Source organism: Burkholderia sp. WSM2230, from assembly GCF_000472445.1.
GTDB lineage: Bacteria > Pseudomonadota > Gammaproteobacteria > Burkholderiales > Burkholderiaceae > Paraburkholderia.
Map to the genome: position 1 here is coordinate 631,645 of NZ_AXAJ01000001.1, position 24,513 is coordinate 656,157.

Sequence of the window (24,513 nt, forward strand, 5' to 3'; positions counted from 1 at the left end):
CCATGAACGTGATAGCGGAGTTTCACTACCGTTTGCCGATGCGTTCGTCGGGGGTCCGGCCCGGTTCGCATCGCGGCTCGAGCTTTGGCTCCGGCCAGGAATTCGCCATGCACGGCCGCCTGTTCGACTATCCGGACCCGCGCCGCCTCGACCTGCGGGCGAGTGTGCGCGCGGCACGTTCCGAATGGCTCGTGCGGGTGCATTTGCAGCGCGCCGCGGTGCCGGTGCAACTGCTTGTCGACGTGTCGGCGTCTATGCGCTTCGGCGCGCGTCGAACGAAACTGGAGGTGGCCGCGGATTTCGTTGAAGCACTGGGCTACAGCGCGTTTCGCGTCGGCGATCCGCTGGGCATGCTCGCGTTCGACGAACGCACGCGCGACGATCTCTTCATGCCGCCGCGCTCCGGACGGGGCATCGGCAATCTTCTGGCGACGATGCTGCGCGAGACCGCCCGTCATAGCGCCAGCGCTGTGTCGAGCAGCGGCAACGGCACGACCGAAGCGCTGCGTCGCGTCGCGTCCAGCATCGCGGGCCGACAGGCGCTGGTGTTTCTCGTCTCCGATTTTCATTGGCCGCTAACGGCGTTACCCGCGGTGCTCGATCCGCTGGTGCATGCGTACGTTGTGCCCATCGTCGTGTGGGATGCTGCCGAAATTGCGCCGCCCGCAGGCGGCCCGCTGCTCTCAGTCAGCGACGCGGAGTCGGGCAAGCGGCGCTCGGTGTGGCTTAGCGCCAGCGTGCGCGAGCGTTGGCGCGAGCGCGTTGCGAGACGCCGCGCCGAACTGTCGCAAGCGTTCGGCAAGCGTGCAATGCAGCCGTTCTTTATGGAAGGCGCTTTCGATCCGGAGGCCATGTCGCGTTACTTTCTGGAGGCGGTGGCATGAGTGCGCAAGGCTCGCTGCGCGGCATACGAGCCGCGATGATGGTCGCTGTCGTGCTGCTGCCTGCGCTATCGCCGTCGACTAACCTCGCGGCGGCAGGCGGCACCATAAGCGGCACCATAAGCGGCACCACCTTTCAGCCGACGGTGCAGGAGCCGCGCGCTTTCGGCTATCTGCTCGGCGACGTCCTCACGCAACGCATTCTGCTGCAAGACGACAGCCGCAATGTCGGATCCGTGACGCCGCCTTCGCCCGGCCGCACCGATGCATGGCTAGAGCGCCGGCGCGTTCGCACCGAGACCGACGCCGACGGCCGCCGCTGGATGGCGATCGACTACCAGGTCGTCAACGTGCCAACCTCCCTCACGCAGATCGCGTTGCCGGCGTTGACGCTGGCGTCGTCATCGGGGGCGACCTTGCGGATTGCCGAGTGGCCGCTCAGCATCGGGCCCGCGACGCCTGCCAATCCGTTCAATGCCGGCGACCTGCAAGCGCTGCGGCCGGACCGGCTGGCTGCGCCGGTATCTACTGCGCCGCTGCGCCGGCAGGCGGGCATCGCTGCCAGTTTGTCGTTGCTGACGCTGTTGTGCTGGGCTGGCTGGTGGTGGTGGCGCAATGCGCACGAGTCGGCGCGCCTGCCGTTCGCGCGCGCATGGCGGCAGATGCGGCGCATGCAGCCTTCCACCGGGCCGCGCGCGCAGGCATCCGCGGATGCGTGGGTCTGCCTGCATCGCGCGCTGAACGAAACGGCGGGGCACGTAGTGCACGCGGGCTCGCTGCCGGGCCTCTTCGTTCGGGCTCCTTATCTGCAACCGTTGCGCGCGCAACTGGAACAGTTCTACCGGCAATCGGCGGAACGGTTCTTTGCGCCCGCCCCGACGGCCGACGTCTATCCGCTGCGCAGCTTGTGCGAGGCGCTGTATCGCGCGGAACAGCGTCATCAGCGATGAACGCGATGAACACTATGGCGCTCGACTTCTCTCACCCCTGGTTGCTCGCACTGCTGCCGCTCGCGTTGCTGCCGCTGCTGCCGCGCCGCGCCGACACGCTGGCGTTTTCATGGATCGCATGGCTGCCGGACGATCGCGCCGGACGCTGGATCGGCGCGATTGCGCAGGGCAGTGCGGTGCTGGCGATGCTCGCGATCGTGGTCGGCCTGGCCGGCCCGGGGCGTTCTCCTCGCGAGGTATTGCGCACGGGCAGCGGCGCACAGATCATCATTCTGATGGACCGCAGTGCGAGCATGGACGAGCCGATCGACAGCAAGGGCGTCGAGGTGAGCGCGGGAGAGTCCAAGAACAAGGTGGCGCGCGCTTCGTTGACGGAGTTCGTCGCGCAGCGGCCCAACGACCGGCTCGCGTTCATGATGTTCGGCACGAGCCCGTTACTGGCGATGCCGTTTACCTACGATCATCGCGCGATCGACGCGGCCATTGCCGGTACGGCCGTGGGCCGCGGCATGCCTGACACGCAGCTCGATCTGGGGCTCCTGACTGCGATCGGCGAGTTCAACGGGCCGCGCTCGTCGAGCCGCCGCGCAATCGTGCTGGTGTCCGACGGCGGCGCGAAACTCAACGCGCGCGTGCGGCAACTGATAGAAGAAGGCCTGCTGCGCAATCAGATCGCGCTGTACTTCATCTATCTTCGCAGCAGCATTTACAGCCCCGATCTGAATGCCGCGATGCCTGCGAACGAGTCGTCGGCGGAAGCAGAATTGCACCGCTATTTTCTTTCGCTTAAGACACCTTATCGTTTGTTCCAGACAGGCAACGCAAAAGCAATGAGGGACGCGATGGCCGAGATCAACCGTCAGCAGAATGTGCAGACTACGTTCGTGGAGCGTTTGCCGCGCGAGGACCTGAGCGTCTATTGCTTCGCGGCCGCACTTGCGGGTTGCGTGCTGCTCATCGCCTTGCGGTTCTTTCAGGTGCGGGTGTGGACATGAAGCGCGCGGCGGTGCATCTCATGTTCGGGACAGTCGCGCTGTGCTGCGCGGCAGTGGCCGCTTACGACTGGGTGCGCTTGCGGCAAGCGGAGCAGGTGAATCAGACGGTTGCGGCTATCGCCGCCAGCAGCAAAGCGGCGGCGAAACAGGCGCCGCGCGAGGCGGGCAGCATGGAAGACGCGCCGCAAGTCAGACTCGCGCGCGCCGTCGCGCTCTCGAAACAGGCCGCTTACGATACGGCTGGTCCATTGTTGGAGTCGCTGATTCGCGAGCAACCCGAGAGCGACACCGGACGTGCAGCGCTGTTCGACCTGGGCAATCTGTATCTGCGCCAGGGCATCGGGCACGGCGCCGCGGGCGCAGTCGAATCGCTCGCGATGGTCGAGGAAGCCAAGGCACGCTACCGCACCCTGTTGCGTATTGCACCGGACGATTGGGATGCGCGCTACAACCTCGAGCGTGCATTGTGGCTCGTGCCCGAAACGCGTTCGGCTTCCAATGCACCCGACGTCAAGGAGCAGCACGACGTGAAGGTTCGCGATCCGGAAAGCAGGGACCTGCCGTGAACCCAGGTACAGGCATGCGAGGCTTTTTCGCGGGACGTCACTGGATGACGGCAGCGGCGCTCATGCTGCTGGTCCTGGCGCTCGTATTGCCGCCCGTCGCTTTGCCGCGCAATACGTCGAGCTACGTCGTCACGTTCGATATCACGCAGAGCATGAACGTGGAGGATGTCGTGCGCAACGGCGCGCCGGTAAGCCGGCTCGTGTTTGCTCGCGCGGCGATGCGCGAGGCGCTCGGACAGTTGCCGTGCGGGACCAGGATCGGCTGGAGCGCGTTTACCGGACAGCGCAGTTTCCTGCTGCTGCCGCCCGTCGAAGTCTGCGCCAACTATGATGCGCTGCTCGCGTCGCTCGACCGGATAGACGGGCATATGCGCTGGACCAACTACAGCCGCATCGCCGAGGGCGGCGTTTATTCGGCGGTTCGCGTGGCGCAGGAGCTTGGCGGCAGCACGGCCGTCGTGTTCGTGACCGATGGACAGGAGGCGCCGCCGCTGCTGCCTTCCGACGCGCTCAAGCAGGACGTCAACCCCGCTCACGTGAAGGGCTGGCTGATCGGAGTGGGCGGCGATCAGCCGGCGCCGATTCCGCGCAGCGACGCACACGGCAACCGTATCGGCTACTGGCAAGCGGACGAGGTGGTGCAGGTTCCGCAGATGCATGCGTCCGCGACTCATGCGGCCAGTCACGAGGAACTGTCCGCGCTGCAGGGGCATTATCTGGCGACTGTGGCCGCGCAAATCGGCTTTGGTTATCGCCGCATGATCGACGCCGAGTCCCTGCGCGACGCGCTGCTGGATGTGCGGCTCAGTCGGCGCGAGACCGTGCCGACCGACTTGCGCTGGTGCCCGGCGCTGTTGGCGTTGCTGCTGCTCGTGTGGCGCTTCATGCCGGAGACCGCTGTTTCTTCTATGTCGATGCGCTTGCGCGCGAAGTCTTCCGCACGGTTGGGCGATTCAGCGCGAGGCGCTCGTCCGGGTCAATCACTGCATGCGGGCAGCGCGCGCCGCTCCGTTGCGCAGAACGGCGAGCTCGTCGAATGAAGGTCATTGACCGGTCAAGTTGGCCGAAACGGCTGCAAAAAGGCCGCTCATGCGGCCGCGCCGCGCAGGTCGCGGATATGCTGGTAGACGGTGGCGCGGCCCATTCCGAGCACGTTCGCAACGTAATTCGCGGCGCTCTTGCCCTTGAACGCGCCCTCGGCCCACAGCGCTTCCACCAGTTCGCGGCGATGGTCGCGCGTCAGCGAGTTCAGCGCGAGTTGACGCTCCTGGAGCCACGAGTGAAGAAACGTGTTGATGCGCTCCTGCCAGTCGTCCCGGAACAGTTCCTCGGGCTGTTTCACCACGCCGGCGCCTGATATAACGCGGTCGATCACATGCTTGATGTCCTCGAACACGGCGATGTTGTAGTTCACGCACATTACGCCGACCGCGTCGCCCGCGTCGTCGAATAGAACGGTGCTCACGCAGCGCATGCGCCTGCCGTCCCAGTTGACCTTTTCATACGGACCGATGGTGCCCGACTCGACAGTGTGATCGATTTCCTCGAGCGCTGATTCGTCGCCAATCTCGCGCTTGGACAGATTGTTCGCGATGTACGCGACCGTCTGACTCTTCAGGTCGTGGATGACGATTTCGACGTAGGGGAAAAAAAGCAGCGCGATGCCGTCGGCGACACGGCTATACCGATCGAGAAGAAGGCGACGCGCGGCCGTTGTCTTGGTCTTTCGCATAAGGACAGGTGGGTTCCAGTTTCGCAAGGGTGCATTTTTCATGCATCACCTCATACCGCATTTTGCCATGAGCAATGCGTGGGTCCGCTACCGCCGTGTTGCCGCATCGCCGCTATTGCGTCGTCAGATGCCTGAACAGCTCGAATGCGATTGCCACGTCTTCCAGCCCCAGCCCGATCGAGCGGAAAAACGCATGCTTCCGATAAGCCGGCTTCGCGGCGGCCCGCGACAGCAGTTCAGGCAGATCGCCCATCAGGTTGCGCGGATGCCAGCCGTGCTGCTCGGCTGCGAGCTTCATTTCGCCGGCGCTTGCAGGAGTGGTCTGCCGGTAGTCGCAGTACACGTCCATATCGGGAATCCATGCGGGCGGAATCTCGTGAGCGTTGGCCACGTTCGTGCTGATCGATGTAATGAGCGCGGGCTTGCCGAGCATTCCGTCTGCGAGCACGGGCGTGCCGGATGACGTGCATAGCGCAATCACGTCGGCATTCGCCACACAGTCTTCGATGCGGGCGCAAGTGCGCACGCGCTGATCGAGCGCCATGACTTGCCTCTGCTTTACTTCGTCATCCTGTAGATCTCGCGAGAAGACCTGGATGGTGGTCCACTGCCTGAGCGCTGCAAGATGACGAATGTGGGCCTGTGCCACTGCGCCGCTACCGACGACCGCAAGCGTGCGCGCGTCGGGCGGCGCCAGTTGTTCAACGGCGAGCGCCGTGGTGCCGGCCGTGCGCTCGGTGGTTAGCAGCCCTGCATCGCACCACATGAGCGGCTGGCCGCTTTGCATAGACATCAATGCGGTCCACGCCGTGATGATCGGTTTCGACCCGGTCACGATATAAGGCGACAACTTCGCGCCGAAAACCTGGGCATGCGCCATTGCGCCGAGATAGGTGATGAAGTCGCCTGCGCCGCCCGGCAACAGCGTGAGCGTTTGCGGCGGCTGCACGGCAGTGTCCTTCGCAAGCGCACGGAACATTTGCGTCAACGCTGCGCGCACGTCCAACTGAGGAAGCGCGTTACGAACCGTTTCCTCGTTGACGATCAGAGGAATTGCCTTATCTGTCTTGCTCATCTGCCTGCTCTCCGCAACGTTTGCCAAATTCGGTGTTGGGTCATTCTAAAGTCAAAAAGTCCAGACTGGACTTTTATTTTTGAAAACCGTTTCCTTTTGGCAAAGTCCAGAATAGACTGTTGTTCCAGAGAGGACGTAGGCGCGGGTTTTCCCCACGCATTGCGTTGACCCCTCAAGGCAGACAGGCGACGCGCGTTCGTGCCGCTGATTCGCGAACCCAGACAGACAGGGAACCATCATGCTTCGTAAGCTCCAACTCTCGCTTTTCATCGCCGCTGCTGTGGTCGGTTCCGTCGGTTCGGTCGGCACCGTCAGCGCGGAAACACAAAACACGTTGCGCTTCGGCATCGAAGCCGCCTATCCGCCGTTCGAAAGCAAGTCTGCAACGGGCCAGTTGCAGGGCTTCGACGTGGACGTCGGCAATGCCGTCTGCGCGAAGATGGCCGTGAAATGCGAGTGGGTCGAAAACGCATTCGACGGTCTGATTCCCGCGTTGCAGGCGCGCAAATTCGACGTCATCAATTCGGCGATGAACATCACCGCAAAGCGCAAGCAGACCATCGACTTCACGCGGCCCATCTATGTCGTGCCGATCGTGATGGTTGCGAAGCGCGGCTCAGGCCTGATGCCGGACGTGAAGAGCATGCAGGGCAAGCGCGTCGGCGTCCTGCAAGGTTCGTCGCAGGAAGATTTTCTGAAGGCACATTGGGCTAATGCCGGTGTATCGGTGGTCTCTTACGCGGATCAGGACCAGGTGTACACGGACCTGGTAGCGGGGCGGCTCGACGCCGCTGTCCAGGAAGCGCAAACGGTTGAAGACGGCTTCCTTAAGAAGCCGGCCGGGCGCGACTATGCGATCGCTGGTCAGCCGCTCAGCGATCCGGCCACGCTCGGTGAAGGGACCGGCTTCGGCTTGCGCAAGGGCGACAAGGCACTCGCGAAGAAAGTTGACGCTGCGCTCGAGGCTCTGAAGAAAGACGGCACGCTGAGCGCGCTCTCGCAAAAGTACTTCAATCGCGACATCATCGCGAAGTAATGTAAAGCAACGCATTGCGGGCTGGCGCGGGCGATTGAGCGCTGGCCGCGCATGCATGTGTCGTTCAATCGGGCAGTGCGGTTTTGGCGGGGCAAACAGAGCGAGCTTATGGATTTCGATGTAATCGTGCTGGGCGCTGGAATAGTCGGTGTGTCAGCCGCGCTGCATTTGCAGGATCGGGGGCGGCGCGTAGCGCTCGTCGACCGGCGCGCGCCTGGTGAGGAAACCAGTTTCGGCAATGCGGGGTTGATCGAGTCCTCGTCTGTCGTGCCTTATGCATTTCCGCGCAGTATCGGAACGCTGATGCGCTATGCGCGCAACCAGTCGACTGATCTTTACTGGGACTATCGCGCGTTGCCGTCTTTCGCGGGCTGGCTCGCGCGCTTCTGGTGGGAGTCGTCGCCCGAGCGGCTCATGAGCGCGGCGCGTGACATGCTGCCGTTGATCCGTCAAAGCGTCGCCGAGCACGATCTGCTGATTGCGCGCGCGGGTCTTTCGGAGCTCGCCGTCAGCAAGGGCTGGACCGAGGCGTTTCGCACGCCGGCGGAATTCGCGCGCAATGTAGCCGCCGCGCAAGCCCACGCGCGGACTTATGGACTGCGTGTCGTCCCGCTCGATGCCGGCGCGTTGGCTGCGCACGAGCCCGGCGTCGCCGACGGATTCTGCGGCGCACTGCACTGGCAGGACCCGAAAAGCATCGTTAATCCGGGCGCGTTGACGAAGGGTTATGCGCGTCTCTTCGAACAGGACGGCGGCACGCTGCTGACCGGTGACGCCACGTCCCTGGAGGCGCAGGCCGGCGCATGGACCGTGCAGACATCTTCGGACCGCATCAGTGCGAAAGACGTTGTGGTCGCGCTCGGTCCATGGTCCGACAAGGTGTTCGAGCCGCTCGGCTATCGCATTCCGCTGCGCGCAAAACGCGGCTATCACATGCATTACCAGCCGACGAAGCCGATGCTCTCCATGCCCTACGTCGACTCTGAGCAAGGCTACGTCGTGGCTCCGATGCAAGGGCGCTTGCGGCTGACAACAGGCGTGGAAATCGCGCGGCGCGATGCGAGGCCTACGGGCATCCAGCTCGAGCGCGCGGAGCGCCTCGCGAAGTCAGTGTTTGGACTCGGCGAGCGGCTGGACGCGAACCCCTGGCTCGGCTTGCGCCCCTGCACGCCGGACATGCGGCCTATCATCGGAGCGGCGCCGCGACATCGGGGTCTGTGGTTCTCGTTCGGCCACAATCATCATGGATTGACGCTCGGCCCGGTCACAGGGCGGCTGCTTGCTGACATGATGACGGGCGCGCAGCCTTTCGTCGATCCACATCCGTTTCGCGTCGAGCGGTTCGGGTAAGAGCTGCCTGGCTCGCGTAAGGCTAGTCCGCCATTATTCCAGCGACTCGCCGCAGCACATTCATTGGACCCAGCTCGCGGATGGTTTGCATCTGCATGTCGTCGCGAACGAAGAGCGACCCTGCGAACCCCAGCGCATTGACTGCGATTCCCTCCGCACGTTCGGCGCGGCGAGGCACGAGCATCATCCATCGCGTGGTGACGAGGAGATTGTAGGGCGCCGATTGCCGTGCTTCGCCGTTCACCACGACGGCGTGCAGGCCGGCCGCGTCGAGCAGAGACAGGTACTTGTCGAATGCGCTGCGGGCCAGTTCCGGCGGCCGGTCCGCAAGCTTCGTATCGAGGCGTGTGAACGCATGCGGAAAGCCGAGGCCAGGCACCGTGCAGACTGCACCATCCGTGCGCGCGGTGGCGAGCAACGACTCGATCGGCACGTGAGGCGCGCTTTCGTCGAGCGGCAGCGGCACGATCTGCAGATGCTTGTGTGGCTGACTCGCGCCGGCGGCCGGCCCGCTGTTGTAAAAACCCAGGCCCTCGAACTGCGTCATGCAATCGAATAGCGCGTAGAAGTCGGCCAGGTTCAGCAGGTTTTCCTGCAACTCGAAGCGTCGCGTCACGACCAGCAGATGGTGGTCGATCACGTTGAACTTGTTGAGCAGCAGGAGATGCGTGTCCGAGATATCGGCGACGAACAGATTCGCGTCGCAGGGCAGGAAAGGGTTGATCGCACAATTGGTGGCCGCGTCTGTCTTGCGTCGCCGTGCGTCCTGCTCCTTGCGTTCGAGGCTCGACACTTGCCGGATCAGAAAGCGCACGCCGCCGTCTTCGATCGTCGTGCGGGTGGTCTGTATGGGGTGCAGCGCGCCGCAAGCGAGCGCGTGCCCGGTCTGGCGCAAGATAGCGGGCCACAAGTGGCCGGACGGTTCGCGAGGAGGCGTGTTCATCGAAATAAGCGGCTTCTGTTCTGCGCGAGGTGCAGCTTTCTTTATACACTCGGCGCGGGAGTCTCGCGCGACGTGTCTTGCAACTCGCAACTCGCAACTCGCAACCGGAGCCGCCGGCGCCGCAGCAACAGCCTAGCGCCGCAATTCGGCGATGATCTTCTCGGCCAGAAAATCGCACGGCGGGCGCTTGGATGCCGTGCTTCTCGCGAGCACCACTTCCAGCGCCGCGATTTCAGGCAAGCCCTGCGTCTGGCCGAGAAGCGCGAAATGCGCGGGCACCGCGCATTTCGCGAGCGGGACCACGGCAAGGCCCGCTTCAGCCATCGAGACAAGCCCCATCAGACTCGGGCTTTCATACGAGGTGCGATAGCTGATTCCCGCGTGTTCGAGGCTGCGGATCGCATTCTCGCGCGCGACGCTGCCCGGCAGAAACACCGCAATCGGCAAAGGCCTTTCTCGCCAGATGTCGTGCGCGCTCGGCGATGCGGCCCATACCATCGGCTCGAGCCGCAAAAATTCTCCAGCCAGGCCCTTGACGCGCGTCGCGCAGACAAGATCGACGGAGCCGTCTTTCACCATGGGCGCAAGCGCGACGCTCGGCAGGCCGACCACCCGAATCTCCACCTTCGGGTAGGTCGCGGAAAATTTCTTGAGGATGGGCGGCAGGAGCGACGACGCGTAGTCGTCCGGCACGCCGATGCTCACGCGGCCAGTCACGTCGGGCCGGACCACGGCCGCCCACGCTTCGTCGCGCAAGGCCAGCATGCGGCGCGCGTAGGCGAGCAGCACTTCGCCGTCCTGGGTGGGCAGCACGCTTCTTGGCTTGCGCACGAACAGCGGCTTGCCGAGCGCGGTTTCGAGCGTCTTGATCTGCATGCTCACCGCCGACTGCGACCGGTGCACGATCTCCGCCGCGCGGCTGATATTTCCGGCGTCGGCCACTGCGACGATCATCGTCATCACGTCGAGGTCAAGGGCTTTCAAGGGTAGTATCAGAAAAATAGATGGATTCCATCAATATTACGCGATTTTCTTAAATGTTGACGTACGGCATAGTGCTGGCAAAGGAGCCAGTGTATGAACGCCCGAACCGATTTCTCCCTGCTTGCCGCGCCCGAACTCTCGTTTGCGACGATTGCGTCGGGCATTTGCGTGCCGTACGTGGAGTGCGGAGAGGGCGAGCCCCTCGTGTTCGTGCACGGCTCGCTGTGCGACTACCGCTACTGGAGCGCGCAGACGGCGGCACTTTCAGCACATTTTCGCTGCATTTCAGTGAGCCTCAGCCACTACTGGCCGGCGGGCGAGGCTTGCATTCAGGGCGAGTTCGGCTGGCAGACCCATGTTGCGGAACTGGCCGAGTTCATCGAGGCGCTCGACATCGCGCCGGTTCATCTGGTCGGGCATTCGCGTGGAGGATCCGTGGCATTTCACGTGGCGCGCGAGTACCCGCGCCTCGTGAAGACGCTCACGCTCGCGGATCCCGGCGGTCCGTTGCAGACGGACAGCATGGCCGAGGCGGCGTTGCCCGCCGCGACCAACGCGCTGCGCGCGCGCGTGGCCGAATTGATTGAAGGCGGCGAGATCGAGGCCGGACTCGAATTGTTCGTCGACTCGGTGAGCGCGCCCGGCTCGTGGCGCAAGAGTTCGGTTGCCTTTCGCACGATGGCCGCCGATAACGCGGCCACATTGCCGAAGCAGCTTCGCGATCCGCTGCCCGCGTATTCGCGAGAGGCGGCGCGCGGCGTGAAATGCAGAACGCTTCTCATTGAAGGGCAGCGCAGCCCCCGCATGTTCCGCAACAACGTCGAAAAGCTCGCGCAGTGGATCGACTACGCGGACCGGCAGACCATCGCGGGGGCATCGCACGGCATGAACGTGTCCAACGCGGGCGCCTTTAACCGGCTCATACATTCGTTCGCGAGCTTTTGAGCGGCGGCTTTGCAACTCTGAGCCGCCCGCCGCAGATGTGGTGCCTGCTGGGCCTGCCGCGGCTCCGGATCCTCAAAGACTTCTCGCACGGGCCGCCGCAGCGCGCGGCCTCGTCGTAAGAAGTCGGCTGCGAATCCAGTCTCTTAACGGAGCGACCAGCCGCTCCTGGAAATACACGGCCGCAATCACAGTGCCGATCAGATAGAGCGGATACGTCGCCATGCCCGGTATGACTTCTTTCGACGCCGCGACGCACTCGGAGAAGTGCGAAGCGCACCACAGCGGCGACTTGCCAATGGAAAGCAGTTTCAGCACTTTCATCAGAACCAGAAAGACCGGGACATGAATCGCGAAGATGGAGAGCGCGGAGTTGCCAAGGCGAGTGGATAGCGCAGCGAATCGCGAGGGAACCGCAAGCCCCGCGAAGACGATGACAAGCAGCACCTCTGCCGGCATCAATGCGCCGTTGTGAACGACGTAGCGCGTGCTGAGCGATCCATGCGACTCAAGCCATGCCGCCACCGCGAACGAGCCTGCAAACACGAGCAATGCGGCGACGATCTTCGCCCGGCTCTCGTATATCGCATTCAACTGCCCCTCGCGAAAGAGTCCATACACGACAATGCCGACGAGAAACTCAGGCAGACGGAGCACCGGGTTGCGCATGACGATGCCGACTGCAATGGGGCTGTACCAGTGCATCAGCGTCGCGACCACGGGCGCCGTGAGGTAAAGCACCCACAGCGCGAATAGAAGCCGATACTTGTTGCTGGCTTTGAGAAGGCGCGGTGCAAAGAACGGAAACGTGAGATAAAAAAAGAACAGGGTTGCAAGCGACCACGACGGCGGATTCACCGACCCATACAACGGATACCATACCTGTAGCAGAAACAGGTTCAGCAGGAAATTGACGGCCGTTTCGGTCGCGCCTAGCGTGACGAAATGCTCATCATCGTCGAGCGACATCAGTGCGAACTGGTTGAATCCGCGCGTGCCTGCCACGGAGACGAGCAGCACCAGGACCAGAGCGATCAGATGCACCGGGTAAAGATTGGACAGGCGCTTCACGAAGAATTCGCGGGTGCCGCCGCGCAATTCCGTCGTCCGTCCAAAGTAGACGTGGGCCAGAATGAAGCCCGACAGAATGAAGAATGAACTGGTGGCAAAGCCGCCGAGATTGGCCAGTTCGACGAGCGGCAGTGTCACGTACTGCGGATACTGATGTATCGAATGAAAGACCATCAGATAAACGGCGAGTGCGAAACGAAGCACGTCCAGGCCAACGAACTTGTTCATCATGAGGTCCACGCGAGATGGGTTGCGCCGAAGGGCATGCGTTCCCCTGGAATGCGACAGCAAGCGGCAAATTGGTTCGGATGACTAAAGGCGACGCCGGGCAAGAGGGTTGGCAATGTAACGAACGGCGAAATCGGAGAGTGCGGAAAAAGGCAAAAGGCAAAGACTCGATAAGGCGAGCGTGCCGATCTTCTTCTTGTAGCTCCAGAACGGGTTGCCGACAATTGAGCGGAAGTAACTGTGCGACTGGCGGCTAACCCACCGCCAGCGCTTGGTAAACGGCGCCTGATAGACGGCAGAGCAGAAGTACGACTTCTCGAGCGAAAAGTCATAGAACGACAGCGGCAGTTCGATACCCAGTCGTGCGCGCGCCATCTGCCGCAAAATCGCCCAACGTATGGTCAACGCCTTCGGCGCTTTGTCGGTGCTTTCCGAGTTCGCGAAATCGATTCCCGAATGTTCGGTGCGATGCACGCGGTATGCGCCGAGCGATTCGGAAATCGTCGCGACGGCTCCTAGCAAGGCAACGCCGTAAATCGCATAGAAGTCCGCGCCGTACCGATTGACGTTGGCTTCGGGCACAGGAAAGATTCTCCGCAATGCGCTTGTCCTATATGCGTTGCCCGAGGCCGGCGGTGAAGGATATAACCAGCCTTGACGCAGCGGACTGCCGCAGTCTTTTGGAGCTGCCGAATGGGGCACGTAGGTGCCGGAAGGCTTGCCTGCGCGATCGATAACGTCGAGCCGGAATTGAACCTTGACGAAGTTGCCGCTCTCGAACACTCGCATGACTTTGGAAACCGCATGCGCATACAACAGATCGTCGGAATCGAGCAGCATCACGAATTCCGTGTCGATCAGATCCACTGCGTCGTTATAAGCGGAGACCTGACCGCCGTTCTGCTTGTAGAGCGACTTGATGCGGGAGCCGTAGCTTTCAATGATGTTGCGGGAGCCGTCTGTCGATCCGTCGTCAATCACGAGTACCTGTGTTGCGGGATAGTCCTGGGCAAGCGCCGAGTCGATTGCCTGGGCGAGAAAGCGGCCATAGTTGTAATTGCAGATAACGATCGTCACGTTTTGCATATGTATTCACCACTGTCGTGAACCGCAACCGCGGCGTAGGGGCGACCATCGCCCGCATCGGCGTATCCGGTTGCGTGGATCTCTGCCGAATTGGCACAAACCAATTTACCTTTCCGTTCGTTGTGTCGCCAACAAACGTAATGCGATATGTGCGGTCGATAACACAGCTTTCGGCGGCTCGGTTGCGCTTCGGTAAAGCAGGGAACAAACGCCCATCCGGCGCGCCGTCGCGCGGCAAACTTGCCGGAAAAATCGGCAAGCCTTACGCAGTGCTTCGCACAGGGGTCGGTAAAGGCGGCCGGGCGGACAGGAAGGCGTCGGGCACGAGTTTGCCCCACTCGTAGTCGACTTTGTCCGGTGTGAACGGCAGCACGCCGGCGCCCGGCGTGAAAGTCAGCTCGCCAAAATAGATCTGGTTGTCCGGCGCGTACAGATCGACGCGAACATAGTCGAAGTCTTCAGATAGTTTTCGTGCGGCGGCAAGAATGAGGTCCAGGTTCTCGGGGCGCGGCGCGGGCTTGGGGCTCGGTTTGTAGGCACCAATGGCCATATCGAGGTGATTCCAGGAGGCGTCGTAAATGTCGCCACGCGTGTTCGTGCCGAATCGGTCGGAAATGACCAGAATATAGATGAGCGGTCGTCCGCTTCTTCCGCCAAAGCAGTGCAGCTTGTAGTCGGCAGGAATCTGGCCGCTGTTGTCCAGCAACAGTTTTTCAAAGAAGATGCGTGGCTTGATCTGCCGGTAGTGTTTTTCCCGCGCAATCTTATAGAAGTCGAGCGTCAGCCAGTAATCAGCGAGTTCCCGTAGTTGTTCGAATGAGCGCGCCGATTTGTCTCTAACCACCTCCACATAGCTGCTGCCGTGGTTGGCCTTCATGACGAAAGAATCCGGCAACGCGTCGAATACTTCTCTCGTGAAGACGTCCGGTGCCGCCAGTAGCGGAATCACATGCTGTTCTCCGAGCTTTCTCGCGACATACGCCCGCACCGTGAGCTTGTCGGTCAGCTCCGCGAACCACGGGTCCGGCCGCAGGCTCTTTTGCAGGATCTTCTCATTGAACGTGGTGGGGCGAAACAGGTTGGGATAGCGGCCTATTTCCTTGTGATGCAGCAAAGTCAGGAACAATGGCGCCGGCAGCAGCGACTTGGCTGCTTCCTTCACTTTGCGCAGGGTCGATTGCCGGCGCGCTGGCGCAGTACTCTCTGCCAATTGAGTCTGTAGCTGCGGCACGGACGTGCCGGCTTCACCCGGAAACTGCACTGAGTTGGTCGTCGTCATTTTTTGAGTCCTGTAGGTTATTCGCGCTACATTCGGGGGCCCAGTCCAGGCTTTCCGATGTATCACAATGCGAGGTTAACGCAGCGGACCTGGTGTAATTGACGGCGTCGCTAAACGAAGGAGTTTTGGCCCAATCCCATGAAACTGGCCGTTTTTGCGGGAGGGTTATCGACCGGTTATGCGTTGCACATCGCAATGGTTTTGAAGCCGGCCATTCGCTTTTGAAACGTTCGGAGTCGAAAGAAATTGGCCGAAGTGGACAGTGTGAAGTGGCTAATCAGCGAATGATCTTTACTTCGCGAATGTTGCGCCTATTGAACTTCGCCTGAGGCGTCGAAGGAAATGCGGTCGATTACTTCGAGCAGATCTGCGGGTCGCAGTGGTTTGACGAAGTGATGGTCGAAGCCGGCTGCGCGGCTGCGTTCGCGGTCCGCGTTCTGACCGTAGCCGGTCAGCGCGACCAGCACGCATTGCCAGTCGCCCGCGCGCGCTCGCAATTGCCGGGCGAGTTCGTAGCCGTCCATCACGGGCAGTCCGATATCGAGCACGGAAAGAGCGGGCCGGAAACTGGCCGCCTCCGCGAGCGCCGCGCTGGGATCGTAGACTGTCTTGACCAAGTGGCCGTAGCTTCTGAGCAGTTCGGCGAGTGCTTCCGCTGCATCGACGTTATCGTCGACGAGCAGAATGCGCCGTTCATGCGCGCCGGTGTCTTGCTCTGGGCGCGGCATGACTAATGATGCGGGCCCAGCAACACGAATGTCTTCTTTGCCGCTGCCGGCCATCGCTCGAGACGGCGCGCGCGGCAGCACGATCGTAAACTGGCTGCCACGGCCAGGCCCGTCGCTCGCTGCTTCGACCTGACCGCCGTGCAGTTTCACGAAGTTCCTGACGAGGGCGAGGCCGATGCCGAGGCCGCCTTGGGTGCGATCGATTGTCTGCTTGCCCTGGTAGAAGGCATCGAAAACGCGAGGCAAGACATCGGGCGCGATACCGATGCCGCTATCGCGCACGCGTATGCGAATGTTCTTCGCGTCAATGCCAGCAGCGTTGACCGTGATTTCGCCGCCCATTTCCGTGTATTTGGCGGCGTTGGTGAGCAGATTGGCGATCACCTGCGCGAGCCGTATCGGATCGGCCAGACATGTCAGCGTTCGATCGACTTCGACATTCAATCGATGAGCGCGCTGTTGCATGAGTACGCTCGTCATCTCCACGGCATTCGCGACTACTTCACCCACGTCGACCAGTTGTTTATTCAGCTCGACATTGCCGCGGATAATGCGCGAAACGTCGAGCAGATCGTCGACGAGGCGCACCAGATGATCGACATGGCGCTGAATGACCGCCCGCTCGCGCGCACTCGAGCCGGTGCCGCGCCGTCCCATCAGTTCGAGCGCGCTGACAATGGGCGCGAGCGGATTGCGCAGCTCATGTCCGAGCATTGCAAGGAACTCGTCTTTTGCGCCATTCGCCTGGCGCAGTTCGCGAAGCAGGACCTCACGGTCCGCACGGGACTTTTCGAGCGTCTCGCGAGCACGGACGTATCCAGTGACTTCCACTGCACTGAGAATGACACCCTCGACCCTGCCCGACGAGGCGCGTAACGGTTCGAAATGCAGCGTATAAGCGCGCGTTGAAAGCGGATCGCGGGCGTCGCGGGTCCGATATTCTTCATGCACGATCGGCACGCCACACGCCGATACCTGCTGGAGCGCAGCGGCAATAGGCCCGCCGCGTTCGTCGGGAAATGCATCGAGATACGCGCGGCCGATCAGGTCGTCGCGATTCACCATGTCGAGATAGCGTGGGTTCGCGAGTTGAAACGTGTGCGTGTCGCCCAGAAGAAGTGCCGACGCGACCGGAGAATTCATCAGCACTGCGTCGCGTTGATGTTCGGCGGTTCTTCGGCGCTTCATTTCATCTTCAAGCGATCTTGCGCGCTGCTCGGCCAATGCGAGCCGCAGATGCAGTTCCTTGTTGCCGGCGTCGCGCAACGGGCTGCCTGGCAGCACGTGATGATGTGCGTGACAGATGTGACGAAAGAGCTGCGTGTGCTCGGCGCCCGGAAACAGGCTGCCAGGATAGCCGCAAAAAAGCGAGAACCTGTGATGCTCGCCAAGGCGATTCCACAGTTCCTCGAGGCGCAGTGCGGCTTCGCCGAGTCCCTGCTCGCAGAGAATTGCGACCATCTCTCCGAATGCATGGAGCGGCTGCCCGCGCTGCACCGCATTCGCGACGAGCGCGCCAACCGTCGAAATGAATAATGTCTCGTCCGGCCAGCCGTCGACCATGAAGCGCTCAAGCGTTGCCTGTGCGTCGAGCAGGATCAGCGCATCGTTCGTATCGCATTCCGTGAGCGCAGCCTGTCTTGCATGCAGCCACGAGGTAAGGGACGCGAGGTGTTGCGCAGTGGCAATCACAATGGCAGTGCCGCCTGCGTTCAGCGCGCGCAGCAGAAAGGCGCCCACATCTTCTGTCAAACCCGCGTCGGATTCGTAGAACTGGACGAAATGACCTGAGTCGTGCGCATCCTCATGAGGCGGCTGTGTGCTAGTGAGCATCTTTGACTGCCATGGCAAGACATGCTCTCTTTCAAAGAACTTTACTCGCCGGTTGTAATGCGGAACATGCGTTGCAAATAGCAACGGTACGGGCTGAACAGGCACAGTCGAGATTTGCAGCGCAACGGTGGGCTGTCCAGACACGAACCAGCTGCCAACCCAACCCGCATCGGTAGCAACGTCTGTGCCTGGACTTGTTCAACGGCGCGAAGCGTTGTTGTGAAAGCGCTGATCGACCTGAGCAAGAAGGTTGCGCGATAGACGCGTTGCGCGGTCCTGAATCACTCGCTCGAAGAACCGGGAGAACCCATACGACATGGCGAGTACCGCGAGCACCGTTGCGATGAAGAGCATGAGAGACGTCTCGCGATCGCTTCGCCCGAACCTGTCCTGAAAGAAGTGCAACGTGGCATAAACGCAGACGAAGTGCCATAGATAGATTCCGTAGCTCTCCCGGCCGAGCGCGCCGGTGCAGCGACGAACGAGCGTGCCGGCGAACTTGCTGCCGCTCTGTATACGGTGTTCGCTAGTGCCTTCTCCGCTGCCTTGGCCACTCCGTGAACAAACAAACAACAGAAATGCGACGGCGCTGCACGCGGCGAAAACCGGGGCAAGTTCATGCGCCTTGGCGAGCCAGACACCTAGCATGGCCGTTACCAGCGAGAAACCCGCAGCGAGCATGAACATCACGCACGCGGTGCGCCGTGTGACGCTCGCCGTGCCGGTGAGATGCGAACGGAACGCGTACCACGCCCACATTCCAATGATGAAGCAGGGCCCCTGCACCGGTGGCCAGAAATAGTTGAACGAGTTGTTGCTGACATGGCAAACGAACCCGTTGTGACAGTCGTTAGTGGACAACGCAACGACCGACAACGCGAGCAGCAATGCCGTTGCGATCAGCAGGCGCATACGGTTCATCGCGATGAAGAACAATAGCGGCGCGATCAGATAGAACAGCATCTCGACGCCGATCGACCATCCGCCCGGCACGACATTATTGATCGCGCTAGGCGAGAGCGCGTGCAGAAACAGCACATTGAGCAGAATGTCTGTCGCGCCATGTGCGCCGAGCACCCACGCGCGCTCGTAACCCGACTGTGCCGCGCCGTAACTGATCAGGCCGTAGATGGCGATTGCCGCGTAGTACATCGGCGCAATGCGAAAGAACCGCTTGATATAGAAGCGCAATGTGACGTGCGGCGCGCCGGTGCAACGCCCGAACTCCGCTTCGAGTGTCATGAAGATCGTGATGGCGCTGATCACGAAGAACAACTGCACGCCGTACTGGCCCATGCGCGCGACTATGGCAACGCCGTGCGGCAGATGAGGGAATTGAAACGACAGGTGCACTGCAACGACACCGACGATCGCGAGCGCTCGACCGAGATCGAGCGCGGCAACACGTCCTTCTTTCATTGGACACATCCTCCTCGATATTCGAGGCCGCCCGACTGGCGGCTCGACGACCGTGGACCTGATGCGTTTTGCGGAAGTTCCCTGTTTTTTGTGCTGAAGACGGGCGTTTTAGCGCGGCGCGCGTCATCCATCTGATGATAGCGTCGCTCGCGGCGCTTCAGCAGTTGTCTGCCGGAAGGAGTTAGCTAATGTGTCGGCGAGCCGTAATCTGCGTCGCGGGACGGTGACAAAGCAAAGGAGCCGCAAGTGCAGTGCCAAGCCCGCGCGAGATGCGAAGTGCATCGTTCCACCACCATCCTTCGCAAGGCAGCGCAGCGCGCGGGCGGCACGCATGAGGTGCTCGCGCCGGTGCCCGCACGTTCGTGTAGTAATTGATAGTTGAGCGCCGCGCCTGGCGTCGACTCCGCAAAGAGTCGGCGCCAGCGCATGTCAATTAACCTTCACGCATAGCCCGCAGCCACTCCGCGATTACCGGATCACTGCTGCTCGTACCACGAATAAGTCGCGAGCGTGCTCACAGCCGGCGTGCCGATCTGCAACGTGATGTCGCGCAGCGAGGTCAACTCGATATTGCGCAGGTCGCCCATGTAGCGGCGCGAATCGCCGTTGTCGTTGATATACGCCACCACGTTTCCGGTGATACCCGCTACGTTCGTACTCGAGAGCGGCTGTCCCCAGATGTCGAAGAACTGGCCGAGCGTGAAGGTCTTGAACGTCGGCGTTTCGATATGGATGATGCCGGTCTGGTCGTGCGTGTGCATCTCGTAGTTGCACTGCGAAAGAATGCCCACGTTGGACGGCAACGCGAGCCACTGGCCGTCCTTGATGATCGCCAGATGCGCATGCACGTGATACAGCTCGGCCATGCCGGCAGCGCACGTCAAACCGTCGACCGCGGCGCCCGTGCCGCCCGTCGACGTGTTGCCGTTCGGCCAGTACGATGTGCCGACCACGCCGCCGTAGGTGAGCGTGATCGGATTCGGGTCGAAGGGCGGCGGATCGGTCCACGTATAAGTGGGAATCTGCGTCAACGGCGTGCCGACCATGATGGTGACTTCGCCATGCGGCGGCAGCACGAGGCTCGCCGGGTCGCCTGTGTATTTGGACAGCGTGCCGCCGTCGTTCACATAGATCGTGATCGACGAGCCGCTCAGGCCGGCCACGTTCGAGGCACTCAGTGTTTCGCCCCAGATCGCAAAGAACTGGCCAAGCGTGTATGACGCGCCGGTGGTCGTATCCATACGGATCTTGCCGCTCGCGTCGACAGTGTGAAGCGGATAGGCGCAACCGGTCTGCGCGGCCATGGTCGGCTCGACGCTGCCGATGTTGGCGGGCAGCGCCAGTTGGCGGCCATTCTGGTAGATGGACAGATGCGTGTATGTGTACGTTTTGCTGCGCAGCGCGCAGTTCAGCCCGCTGACGGGCTGGCCGGTTCCGCCCGACGACGTGGAGCCCGTCGGCCAGTTCGATTCGCCAAGCGTGGTGCCGTCGATCACGGGCGTCGCCGCGGCCAGCGTTGGTGTGGTCGCGCTCGTGCCGGACGCGGCAGGGGCCGGCGCGGCTGCGCCCGCGCCGTTGGCGCCGGGGTTGGAGGCGCCGCCGCCGCCTCCACCGCCGCAGCCTGCAAGAATCAGTAAGGCGCCAATCAGGGCGAACCGCAAATCCAGCCGTTCCAACATCGCGTGCTCCATGCCGTGGTTGAAAATGAATACGTGGAAGCAGACGCCGCGCTCGATGCGCGACACGCCCTCGCTGCGTAGACCGGCTGCAACGGAATGGCGAAGCCGGCGCAGCTGCGCTGCTTCGCACGAAATGGCAGATTCAGGGTAGCAGATGCGTTTGTGGAATAAACCGATTGAATAACAACGTTTTGCGACTTTTTATGTCGCATTCCGGTGGGTCGCTGCAAACCGGAGTGTGGTTCAGCCCGGCTGCATCGTGAAGAGCAGCGGCACTGTAAAATGCCGCTGCCGCCGCAATTTGCCGGCGTCGAACCCTCCCGTCAGCGATGCATGTCGATCTCCTTACCCTCTATCTCCTGATAATCGGAACGCTTCTCGCCAGTTCTGGCATGACGCTGTGGGAGCACCGAAGTCATCCCAGGCGCAGTGTGGAGTTGAGAGTGCTGGCAGCCGGCTATGCGACGCTCGCGATCGGCTGCGCGGCGGCGGTGTTTCGCCGTGACGTGCCCGGCCCGTGGGGCTCTGCGCTCAGCAATCTGGTCATTCTGAGCGGTTATCTGCTGGTCCTGCATGGCGTCGCCTTGTTGAGCGGCCGGCAATATCGTGCCGCGTCGGTTGGGCTGCTCTTTGTCATGGCGCTGACATGGATGGTGGGCGGCGCGCGCTCCGAGAGCACGATATGGGCTTACGTGAGCGCGATTCCCATTGCGCTCGCGAGCGGCATGACGTCCCGAGAACTGCTGCGAGGCGACGACTTCAAAGCGCTGCCGTCGCGGTATATCGCGGTCGCAGTGACCGGCATTCACGCGCTCACTTATGCGACCCGCGCGCTGGCTCTGCCCTGGCTCGCGGCGCGGTATGGGAATGGTCTGTTGCTGACTGCCAGCGCAATCACCATGTATGAGGGCGTGCTCTATTCGGTCGTGCTGCCGATGACCTTGCTCAAGCTCGTCCGCGAGGAAACCCATGGTCAACTCTTGCAGGAATCGCAAACCGATTACCTGACCGGTCTCGGCAATCGCCGATGGTTCTTCGAACAAGGCGAGCGCGTGGTCGGCGAGGGCGGCAAAAACCGGCCCTTGTCGCTGCTGGCGCTCGACCTCGACCACTTCAAGAAGCTCAACGATCGCTATGGTCACAAGACCGGCGACGAAGTACTCAAATCGTTCGCGCAGATTGCGCGCGGCGTGGTGGGCCGCGAGGCGGTGCTGGCGCGCATCGGCGGAGAAGAGTTCGCCGCGCTCCTGCCTTGCCACGACGAAGCGCGCGCGAAAGCCGTGGGCGAAGAGATTGTCACGCGTTTCGCGCAGACCGTCTCGCACCGCGTGGACGGCATGGAGATTCTGGCCACGGTCAGCATCGGCCTCACGCATTCAGCGGATGCGGGGCAGTCGCTTGCAGAACTGCTAGCCGCCGCCGATGAGGCGCTATACCGCGCCAAGTCGCTGGGCGGAAACCGGCTCGAAGGGGCGCAGAAGGCCGCCAGCCTGAAGGTCGTGAGATAGCGCTTTTACGTGCTCGGGGCAGCATCGCACAAGCGGATAGCGTCGGCCGGCGCCCGGCGAGACCCTGATGCCGCCGAGGCGTGTGCGCTTTAGTGCGTCGCTGCAATGGCGAGTTCGGGAGCCGCTGTCCTTGTGCTGATGCTCAGGCTCAGCCTCACGCCCGCGCTCAGCCGTCAGACGGCCGCCGGCTGGCTCCGCAACCATTCGTCGAGACCAATGCGGCCGAGGCGCGCCTCGCCGAGCGGCACGAGCGACTGTTCGTCGACGCGGCCGCCGAAGTAGAGCGCCTCCGGATCGCGCACGACTTCGCGCGGGTCGCCAATCGACTTCAGGTAGCGGGCGATGATTTCGTCGAACGGCGCGCGCTGCGGCCCTGCGATTTCGACGATGCCGTTGCGCGGTGCGGCGAGCGCCACGTCGGCGACGATGGCCGCGACGTCGTCCGCAGCGATCGGCTGGAACAGGCCGGGCGAAAGACGCACCGTGTTGCCCTGCGCGCTGGACGCCGCGATGCCGCCGAGAAATTCCATGAACTGCGTTGAGCGGATGATAGTGTAGGGAATGCCCGAGGCCTCGATCAGTTTCTCCTGCGCGACCTTGGCGCGGAAATAGCCGTTCTCCGGCGTGCGGTCGGTGCCTACGATGGAAAGCGCGACGTGATGCCGGACGCCGGCGGCGGCCTCCGCTGCATGCAGATTGCGCCCCGAGGTTTCGAAGAACTCGAGCACCGCCTTGTCTTCGAACGAGGGCGAATTGGCGAGGTCGATCACCACCTGGGCGCCGTTCAGCGCATCTTCGAGCCCTTCGCCGGTGACGGTGTTGATGCCGTTTCGCGGCGACGCGGCAATCACCTCGTGACCGGCATCGCGCAGAATGGTCAAGGCCTTCGAGCCGATCAGCCCGGTGCCGCCGATAATAACGATCTTCATGATCCAGTCCCCATGTCGTTGGCGGCAGGCGCCGCATGACGTCAATCGTAGGCGCAAGCGCCGCGTCGCGGTAGGCATTTACGCGGGCTCACCGTGTTGCCCTCGCGGCACCAATCGACGGGAACAGGCGCCGGGAACGGGCGCCGCGCGCGGCTACCCAAGCAAGGCGCCTTCACCCGACCATCGATAGCTCCGGCGCCGCCGTCGCCGTGTTGACACATTGCAGGTTCATCGCGCGCGTCTCGTCCGTCATGTAGTCGACGAATACGCGGATGCGGGCCGGCAGGTGCTTGCGGCTCAAGTAACAGATGTAGTGGCCGCTGCCGTCGGGCGCATGCTGGGCGAGACAGCTCACGAGGCGCTGCTCGCGAAGCAGGCCGCGCACCTGATAGGCCGGCAACTGCGCGATGCCGACCCCGTCGAGCACCGCTTGCAGAATCAGATCGGCGTCGTTAAAGGTGTGTTGCGCGGTGGGCTGGTGCCGCTGGATAAGGCCGTCGATCTTGAACTCCCACTCTTTGACGCGCCCCGAGACCGTGCAGAAGTTGATGCAGCGATGCTCCGCGAGCTCATCGACGCGCCGCGGTAAACCATGAACGCGCGCGTAAGCCGGCGACGCGCAAACGACCATCTGCATCGCAATCAGCTGACGCGCGACGATACCGCTGTCTTCCATGCGTCCGTCGCGAAACGACACGTCGACGCGGTCGGTGGTGAAGTCCGCGGGGCGCTCGTTGAGCAGCAATTCGAGTGTGATGCCGGGATAGCGCGCGTGAAAACCGCGCAACAGGGGCGCGACGATCCCGCGTCCGAAACCCGGCGTCGACGCAATCCGCAGATGACCGCGCGGCGGTCCGCTGCGCAGCTCGCGCATGCCGTCGAGCGCCTCCACGATGCGCTCGATGCCTGGCTGGCAGCGCTCATAGAACAGTTCGCCCTCGCGCGTGAGCGAGGTCTTGCGCGTAGTGCGCAGAAAAAGACGCACCTCGAGTTGCGACTCGAGTTTCTGCACGTTGCGGCTCACCGACGAACGGCCAATGCCGAGCCGCTCGCCCGCGCGGGCGAAGCTGCCTTCATTGGCGACGGCGAGAAACGACACGACGCCGGCATATGTGGTCGCGAAGCTGCTTGCGAACGGGTCGTGGCTGCTGCTGACGGGCGGGGGAGTTCGATAATCTGACATGCAGGCCGAGTCGTGAAGTCCAAAACCGGCTAGACGTATCAGTCGCGCGGTTTGTGACATTGCCTGCGAGTTTTCCGGCGAGGGTGAAGGCAAGCGGACCCAACCAGATCTGGCGA

At 62.4% G+C, this 24,513-nt stretch carries 21 protein-coding genes; 9 read left to right on the plus strand and 12 right to left on the minus strand.

What is annotated here, in order from left to right:
* Positions 1–2 precede the first annotated feature (2 nt).
* From A3AC_RS0102890 to A3AC_RS0102910, 5 genes are read left to right on the plus strand one after another with little or no spacing between them, the layout of a single operon-like run.
* Positions 3–884 (plus strand): DUF58 domain-containing protein, encoded by an 882-nt coding sequence (locus tag A3AC_RS0102890; protein ID WP_025597123.1) that lies wholly within the window; start codon positions 3–5, stop codon positions 882–884.
* Entirely contained in the window at positions 881–1,831 is a 951-nt protein-coding gene (locus A3AC_RS0102895; RefSeq protein ID WP_025597125.1) for a hypothetical protein, read from the plus strand. The genes A3AC_RS0102890 and A3AC_RS0102895 overlap by 4 nt, the downstream gene beginning before the upstream one ends.
* 5 nt (positions 1,832–1,836) lie before the next feature.
* The gene (locus tag A3AC_RS0102900; RefSeq protein WP_025597127.1) at positions 1,837–2,826 is read left to right on the plus strand and encodes a vWA domain-containing protein; all 990 of its coding nucleotides are present in this window, start codon (positions 1,837–1,839) and stop codon (positions 2,824–2,826) included.
* Positions 2,823–3,392: a hypothetical protein gene (locus A3AC_RS0102905; RefSeq protein ID WP_025597129.1), complete on the plus strand. Its 570-nt coding sequence runs from the start codon at positions 2,823–2,825 to the stop codon at positions 3,390–3,392. Before A3AC_RS0102900 ends, A3AC_RS0102905 begins: the two co-directional genes overlap by 4 nt.
* Positions 3,393–3,436: 44 nt before the next feature.
* Positions 3,437–4,432, plus strand: a complete 996-nt coding sequence (locus tag A3AC_RS0102910) for an MxaL protein (protein ID WP_051361555.1) — start codon at positions 3,437–3,439, stop codon at positions 4,430–4,432.
* Positions 4,433–4,479: 47 nt separating this feature from the next.
* Here A3AC_RS0102910 and A3AC_RS0102915 read toward each other — a convergent pair whose 3' ends face one another.
* On the minus strand, positions 4,480–5,124 hold the full coding sequence (locus A3AC_RS0102915; protein WP_025597133.1) for a helix-turn-helix transcriptional regulator: 645 nt from the start codon (positions 5,122–5,124) through the stop codon (positions 4,480–4,482).
* 112 nt (positions 5,125–5,236) lie between these two features.
* Entirely contained in the window at positions 5,237–6,199 is a 963-nt protein-coding gene (locus A3AC_RS0102920; protein WP_025597135.1) for an ornithine cyclodeaminase family protein, read from the minus strand.
* A 238-nt stretch (positions 6,200–6,437) separates the two neighbouring features.
* On the opposite strand from A3AC_RS0102920, the gene A3AC_RS0102925 reads away from it, so the two are divergent.
* Both A3AC_RS0102925 and A3AC_RS0102930 read left to right on the plus strand, forming a co-directional pair.
* The gene (locus tag A3AC_RS0102925; RefSeq protein WP_025597136.1) at positions 6,438–7,235 is read left to right on the plus strand and encodes an ABC transporter substrate-binding protein; all 798 of its coding nucleotides are present in this window, start codon (positions 6,438–6,440) and stop codon (positions 7,233–7,235) included.
* Positions 7,236–7,343: 108 nt separating this feature from the next.
* Complete coding sequence (locus A3AC_RS0102930; RefSeq protein WP_025597138.1) at positions 7,344–8,585, plus strand: NAD(P)/FAD-dependent oxidoreductase; 1,242 nt, start codon at positions 7,344–7,346, stop codon at positions 8,583–8,585.
* 22 nt (positions 8,586–8,607) lie between these two features.
* Here the strand turns inward: A3AC_RS0102930 and A3AC_RS0102935 are convergent, their stop codons facing one another.
* Together A3AC_RS0102935 and A3AC_RS0102940 are read right to left on the minus strand one after the other, a co-directional pair.
* Positions 8,608–9,528 carry an ATP adenylyltransferase family protein gene (locus tag A3AC_RS0102935; protein WP_025597140.1) on the minus strand — a complete coding sequence of 307 codons (921 nt, stop codon included), beginning with the start codon at positions 9,526–9,528 and terminating at the stop codon, positions 8,608–8,610.
* 132 nt (positions 9,529–9,660) lie between these two features.
* Positions 9,661–10,482, minus strand: a complete 822-nt coding sequence (locus A3AC_RS0102940) for a LysR substrate-binding domain-containing protein (protein ID WP_198017971.1) — start codon at positions 10,480–10,482, stop codon at positions 9,661–9,663.
* 123 nt (positions 10,483–10,605) lie between these two features.
* Between A3AC_RS0102940 and A3AC_RS0102945 the strand changes: the two genes are divergently transcribed.
* On the plus strand, positions 10,606–11,457 hold the full coding sequence (locus tag A3AC_RS0102945) for an alpha/beta fold hydrolase (protein ID WP_025597144.1): 852 nt from the start codon (positions 10,606–10,608) through the stop codon (positions 11,455–11,457).
* A gap of 72 nt (positions 11,458–11,529) precedes the next feature.
* Here the strand turns inward: A3AC_RS0102945 and A3AC_RS0102950 are convergent, their stop codons facing one another.
* The 6 genes from A3AC_RS0102950 to A3AC_RS28970 all read right to left on the minus strand — a co-directional run bounded on the left by A3AC_RS0102950 (position 11,530) and on the right by A3AC_RS28970 (position 20,777).
* Positions 11,530–12,753 carry an acyltransferase family protein gene (locus A3AC_RS0102950; protein WP_035474687.1) on the minus strand — a complete coding sequence of 408 codons (1,224 nt, stop codon included), beginning with the start codon at positions 12,751–12,753 and terminating at the stop codon, positions 11,530–11,532.
* Positions 12,754–12,837: 84 nt separating this feature from the next.
* On the minus strand, positions 12,838–13,839 hold the full coding sequence (locus A3AC_RS0102955) for a glycosyltransferase family A protein (RefSeq protein ID WP_025597148.1): 1,002 nt from the start codon (positions 13,837–13,839) through the stop codon (positions 12,838–12,840).
* 262 nt (positions 13,840–14,101) lie between these two features.
* Positions 14,102–15,118, minus strand: coding sequence for an ATP-grasp fold amidoligase family protein (locus A3AC_RS0102960; RefSeq protein WP_025597150.1), 1,017 nt, complete (start codon positions 15,116–15,118; stop codon positions 14,102–14,104).
* A 311-nt stretch (positions 15,119–15,429) separates the two neighbouring features.
* Positions 15,430–17,679 carry an ATP-binding protein gene (locus tag A3AC_RS0102965; RefSeq protein WP_025597153.1) on the minus strand — a complete coding sequence of 750 codons (2,250 nt, stop codon included), beginning with the start codon at positions 17,677–17,679 and terminating at the stop codon, positions 15,430–15,432.
* A 198-nt stretch (positions 17,680–17,877) separates the two neighbouring features.
* Complete coding sequence (locus A3AC_RS0102970; RefSeq protein WP_025597155.1) at positions 17,878–19,098, minus strand: acyltransferase family protein; 1,221 nt, start codon at positions 19,096–19,098, stop codon at positions 17,878–17,880.
* Between the two features lie 476 nt (positions 19,099–19,574).
* Positions 19,575–20,777 (minus strand): hypothetical protein, encoded by a 1,203-nt coding sequence (locus A3AC_RS28970; protein ID WP_025597157.1) that lies wholly within the window; start codon positions 20,775–20,777, stop codon positions 19,575–19,577.
* Positions 20,778–21,106: 329 nt separating this feature from the next.
* Here A3AC_RS28970 and A3AC_RS0102980 point away from each other — a divergent pair, with 329 nt between their 5' ends.
* Complete coding sequence (locus tag A3AC_RS0102980; protein ID WP_025597159.1) at positions 21,107–22,285, plus strand: GGDEF domain-containing protein; 1,179 nt, start codon at positions 21,107–21,109, stop codon at positions 22,283–22,285.
* 173 nt (positions 22,286–22,458) lie between these two features.
* Here A3AC_RS0102980 and A3AC_RS0102985 read toward each other — a convergent pair whose 3' ends face one another.
* Both A3AC_RS0102985 and A3AC_RS0102990 read right to left on the minus strand, forming a co-directional pair.
* A complete protein-coding gene (locus A3AC_RS0102985) occupies positions 22,459–23,214 on the minus strand; it encodes an SDR family oxidoreductase (protein WP_025597161.1) in 756 nt (251 codons plus the stop codon).
* Between the two features lie 172 nt (positions 23,215–23,386).
* On the minus strand, positions 23,387–24,397 hold the full coding sequence (locus A3AC_RS0102990) for a LysR family transcriptional regulator (RefSeq protein WP_025597163.1): 1,011 nt from the start codon (positions 24,395–24,397) through the stop codon (positions 23,387–23,389).
* Between the last annotated feature and the right edge of the window lie 116 nt (positions 24,398–24,513).

What these genes read in the sequence shown, in the direction of transcription:
- A3AC_RS0102890 (WP_025597123.1), top strand. Translation starts at nt 3, where the DNA reads ATGAACGTGATAGCGGAGTTTCACTACCGTTTGCCGATGCGTTCGTCG.
- A3AC_RS0102895 (WP_025597125.1), top strand. Translation starts at nt 881, where the DNA reads ATGAGTGCGCAAGGCTCGCTGCGCGGCATACGAGCCGCGATGATGGTC.
- A3AC_RS0102900 (WP_025597127.1), top strand. Translation starts at nt 1,837, where the DNA reads ATGAACACTATGGCGCTCGACTTCTCTCACCCCTGGTTGCTCGCACTG.
- A3AC_RS0102905 (WP_025597129.1), top strand. Translation starts at nt 2,823, where the DNA reads ATGAAGCGCGCGGCGGTGCATCTCATGTTCGGGACAGTCGCGCTGTGC.
- A3AC_RS0102910 (WP_051361555.1), top strand. Translation starts at nt 3,437, where the DNA reads ATGACGGCAGCGGCGCTCATGCTGCTGGTCCTGGCGCTCGTATTGCCG.
- A3AC_RS0102915 (WP_025597133.1), bottom strand. Translation starts at nt 5,124, where the DNA reads ATGCGAAAGACCAAGACAACGGCCGCGCGTCGCCTTCTTCTCGATCGG.
- A3AC_RS0102920 (WP_025597135.1), bottom strand. Translation starts at nt 6,199, where the DNA reads ATGAGCAAGACAGATAAGGCAATTCCTCTGATCGTCAACGAGGAAACG.
- A3AC_RS0102925 (WP_025597136.1), top strand. Translation starts at nt 6,438, where the DNA reads ATGCTTCGTAAGCTCCAACTCTCGCTTTTCATCGCCGCTGCTGTGGTC.
- A3AC_RS0102930 (WP_025597138.1), top strand. Translation starts at nt 7,344, where the DNA reads ATGGATTTCGATGTAATCGTGCTGGGCGCTGGAATAGTCGGTGTGTCA.
- A3AC_RS0102935 (WP_025597140.1), bottom strand. Translation starts at nt 9,528, where the DNA reads ATGAACACGCCTCCTCGCGAACCGTCCGGCCACTTGTGGCCCGCTATC.
- A3AC_RS0102940 (WP_198017971.1), bottom strand. Translation starts at nt 10,482, where the DNA reads ATGATCGTCGCAGTGGCCGACGCCGGAAATATCAGCCGCGCGGCGGAG.
- A3AC_RS0102945 (WP_025597144.1), top strand. Translation starts at nt 10,606, where the DNA reads ATGAACGCCCGAACCGATTTCTCCCTGCTTGCCGCGCCCGAACTCTCG.
- A3AC_RS0102950 (WP_035474687.1), bottom strand. Translation starts at nt 12,753, where the DNA reads ATGAACAAGTTCGTTGGCCTGGACGTGCTTCGTTTCGCACTCGCCGTT.
- A3AC_RS0102955 (WP_025597148.1), bottom strand. Translation starts at nt 13,839, where the DNA reads ATGCAAAACGTGACGATCGTTATCTGCAATTACAACTATGGCCGCTTT.
- A3AC_RS0102960 (WP_025597150.1), bottom strand. Translation starts at nt 15,118, where the DNA reads ATGACGACGACCAACTCAGTGCAGTTTCCGGGTGAAGCCGGCACGTCC.
- A3AC_RS0102965 (WP_025597153.1), bottom strand. Translation starts at nt 17,679, where the DNA reads ATGCTCACTAGCACACAGCCGCCTCATGAGGATGCGCACGACTCAGGT.
- A3AC_RS0102970 (WP_025597155.1), bottom strand. Translation starts at nt 19,098, where the DNA reads ATGAAAGAAGGACGTGTTGCCGCGCTCGATCTCGGTCGAGCGCTCGCG.
- A3AC_RS28970 (WP_025597157.1), bottom strand. Translation starts at nt 20,777, where the DNA reads ATGTTGGAACGGCTGGATTTGCGGTTCGCCCTGATTGGCGCCTTACTG.
- A3AC_RS0102980 (WP_025597159.1), top strand. Translation starts at nt 21,107, where the DNA reads ATGCATGTCGATCTCCTTACCCTCTATCTCCTGATAATCGGAACGCTT.
- A3AC_RS0102985 (WP_025597161.1), bottom strand. Translation starts at nt 23,214, where the DNA reads ATGAAGATCGTTATTATCGGCGGCACCGGGCTGATCGGCTCGAAGGCC.
- A3AC_RS0102990 (WP_025597163.1), bottom strand. Translation starts at nt 24,397, where the DNA reads ATGTCAGATTATCGAACTCCCCCGCCCGTCAGCAGCAGCCACGACCCG.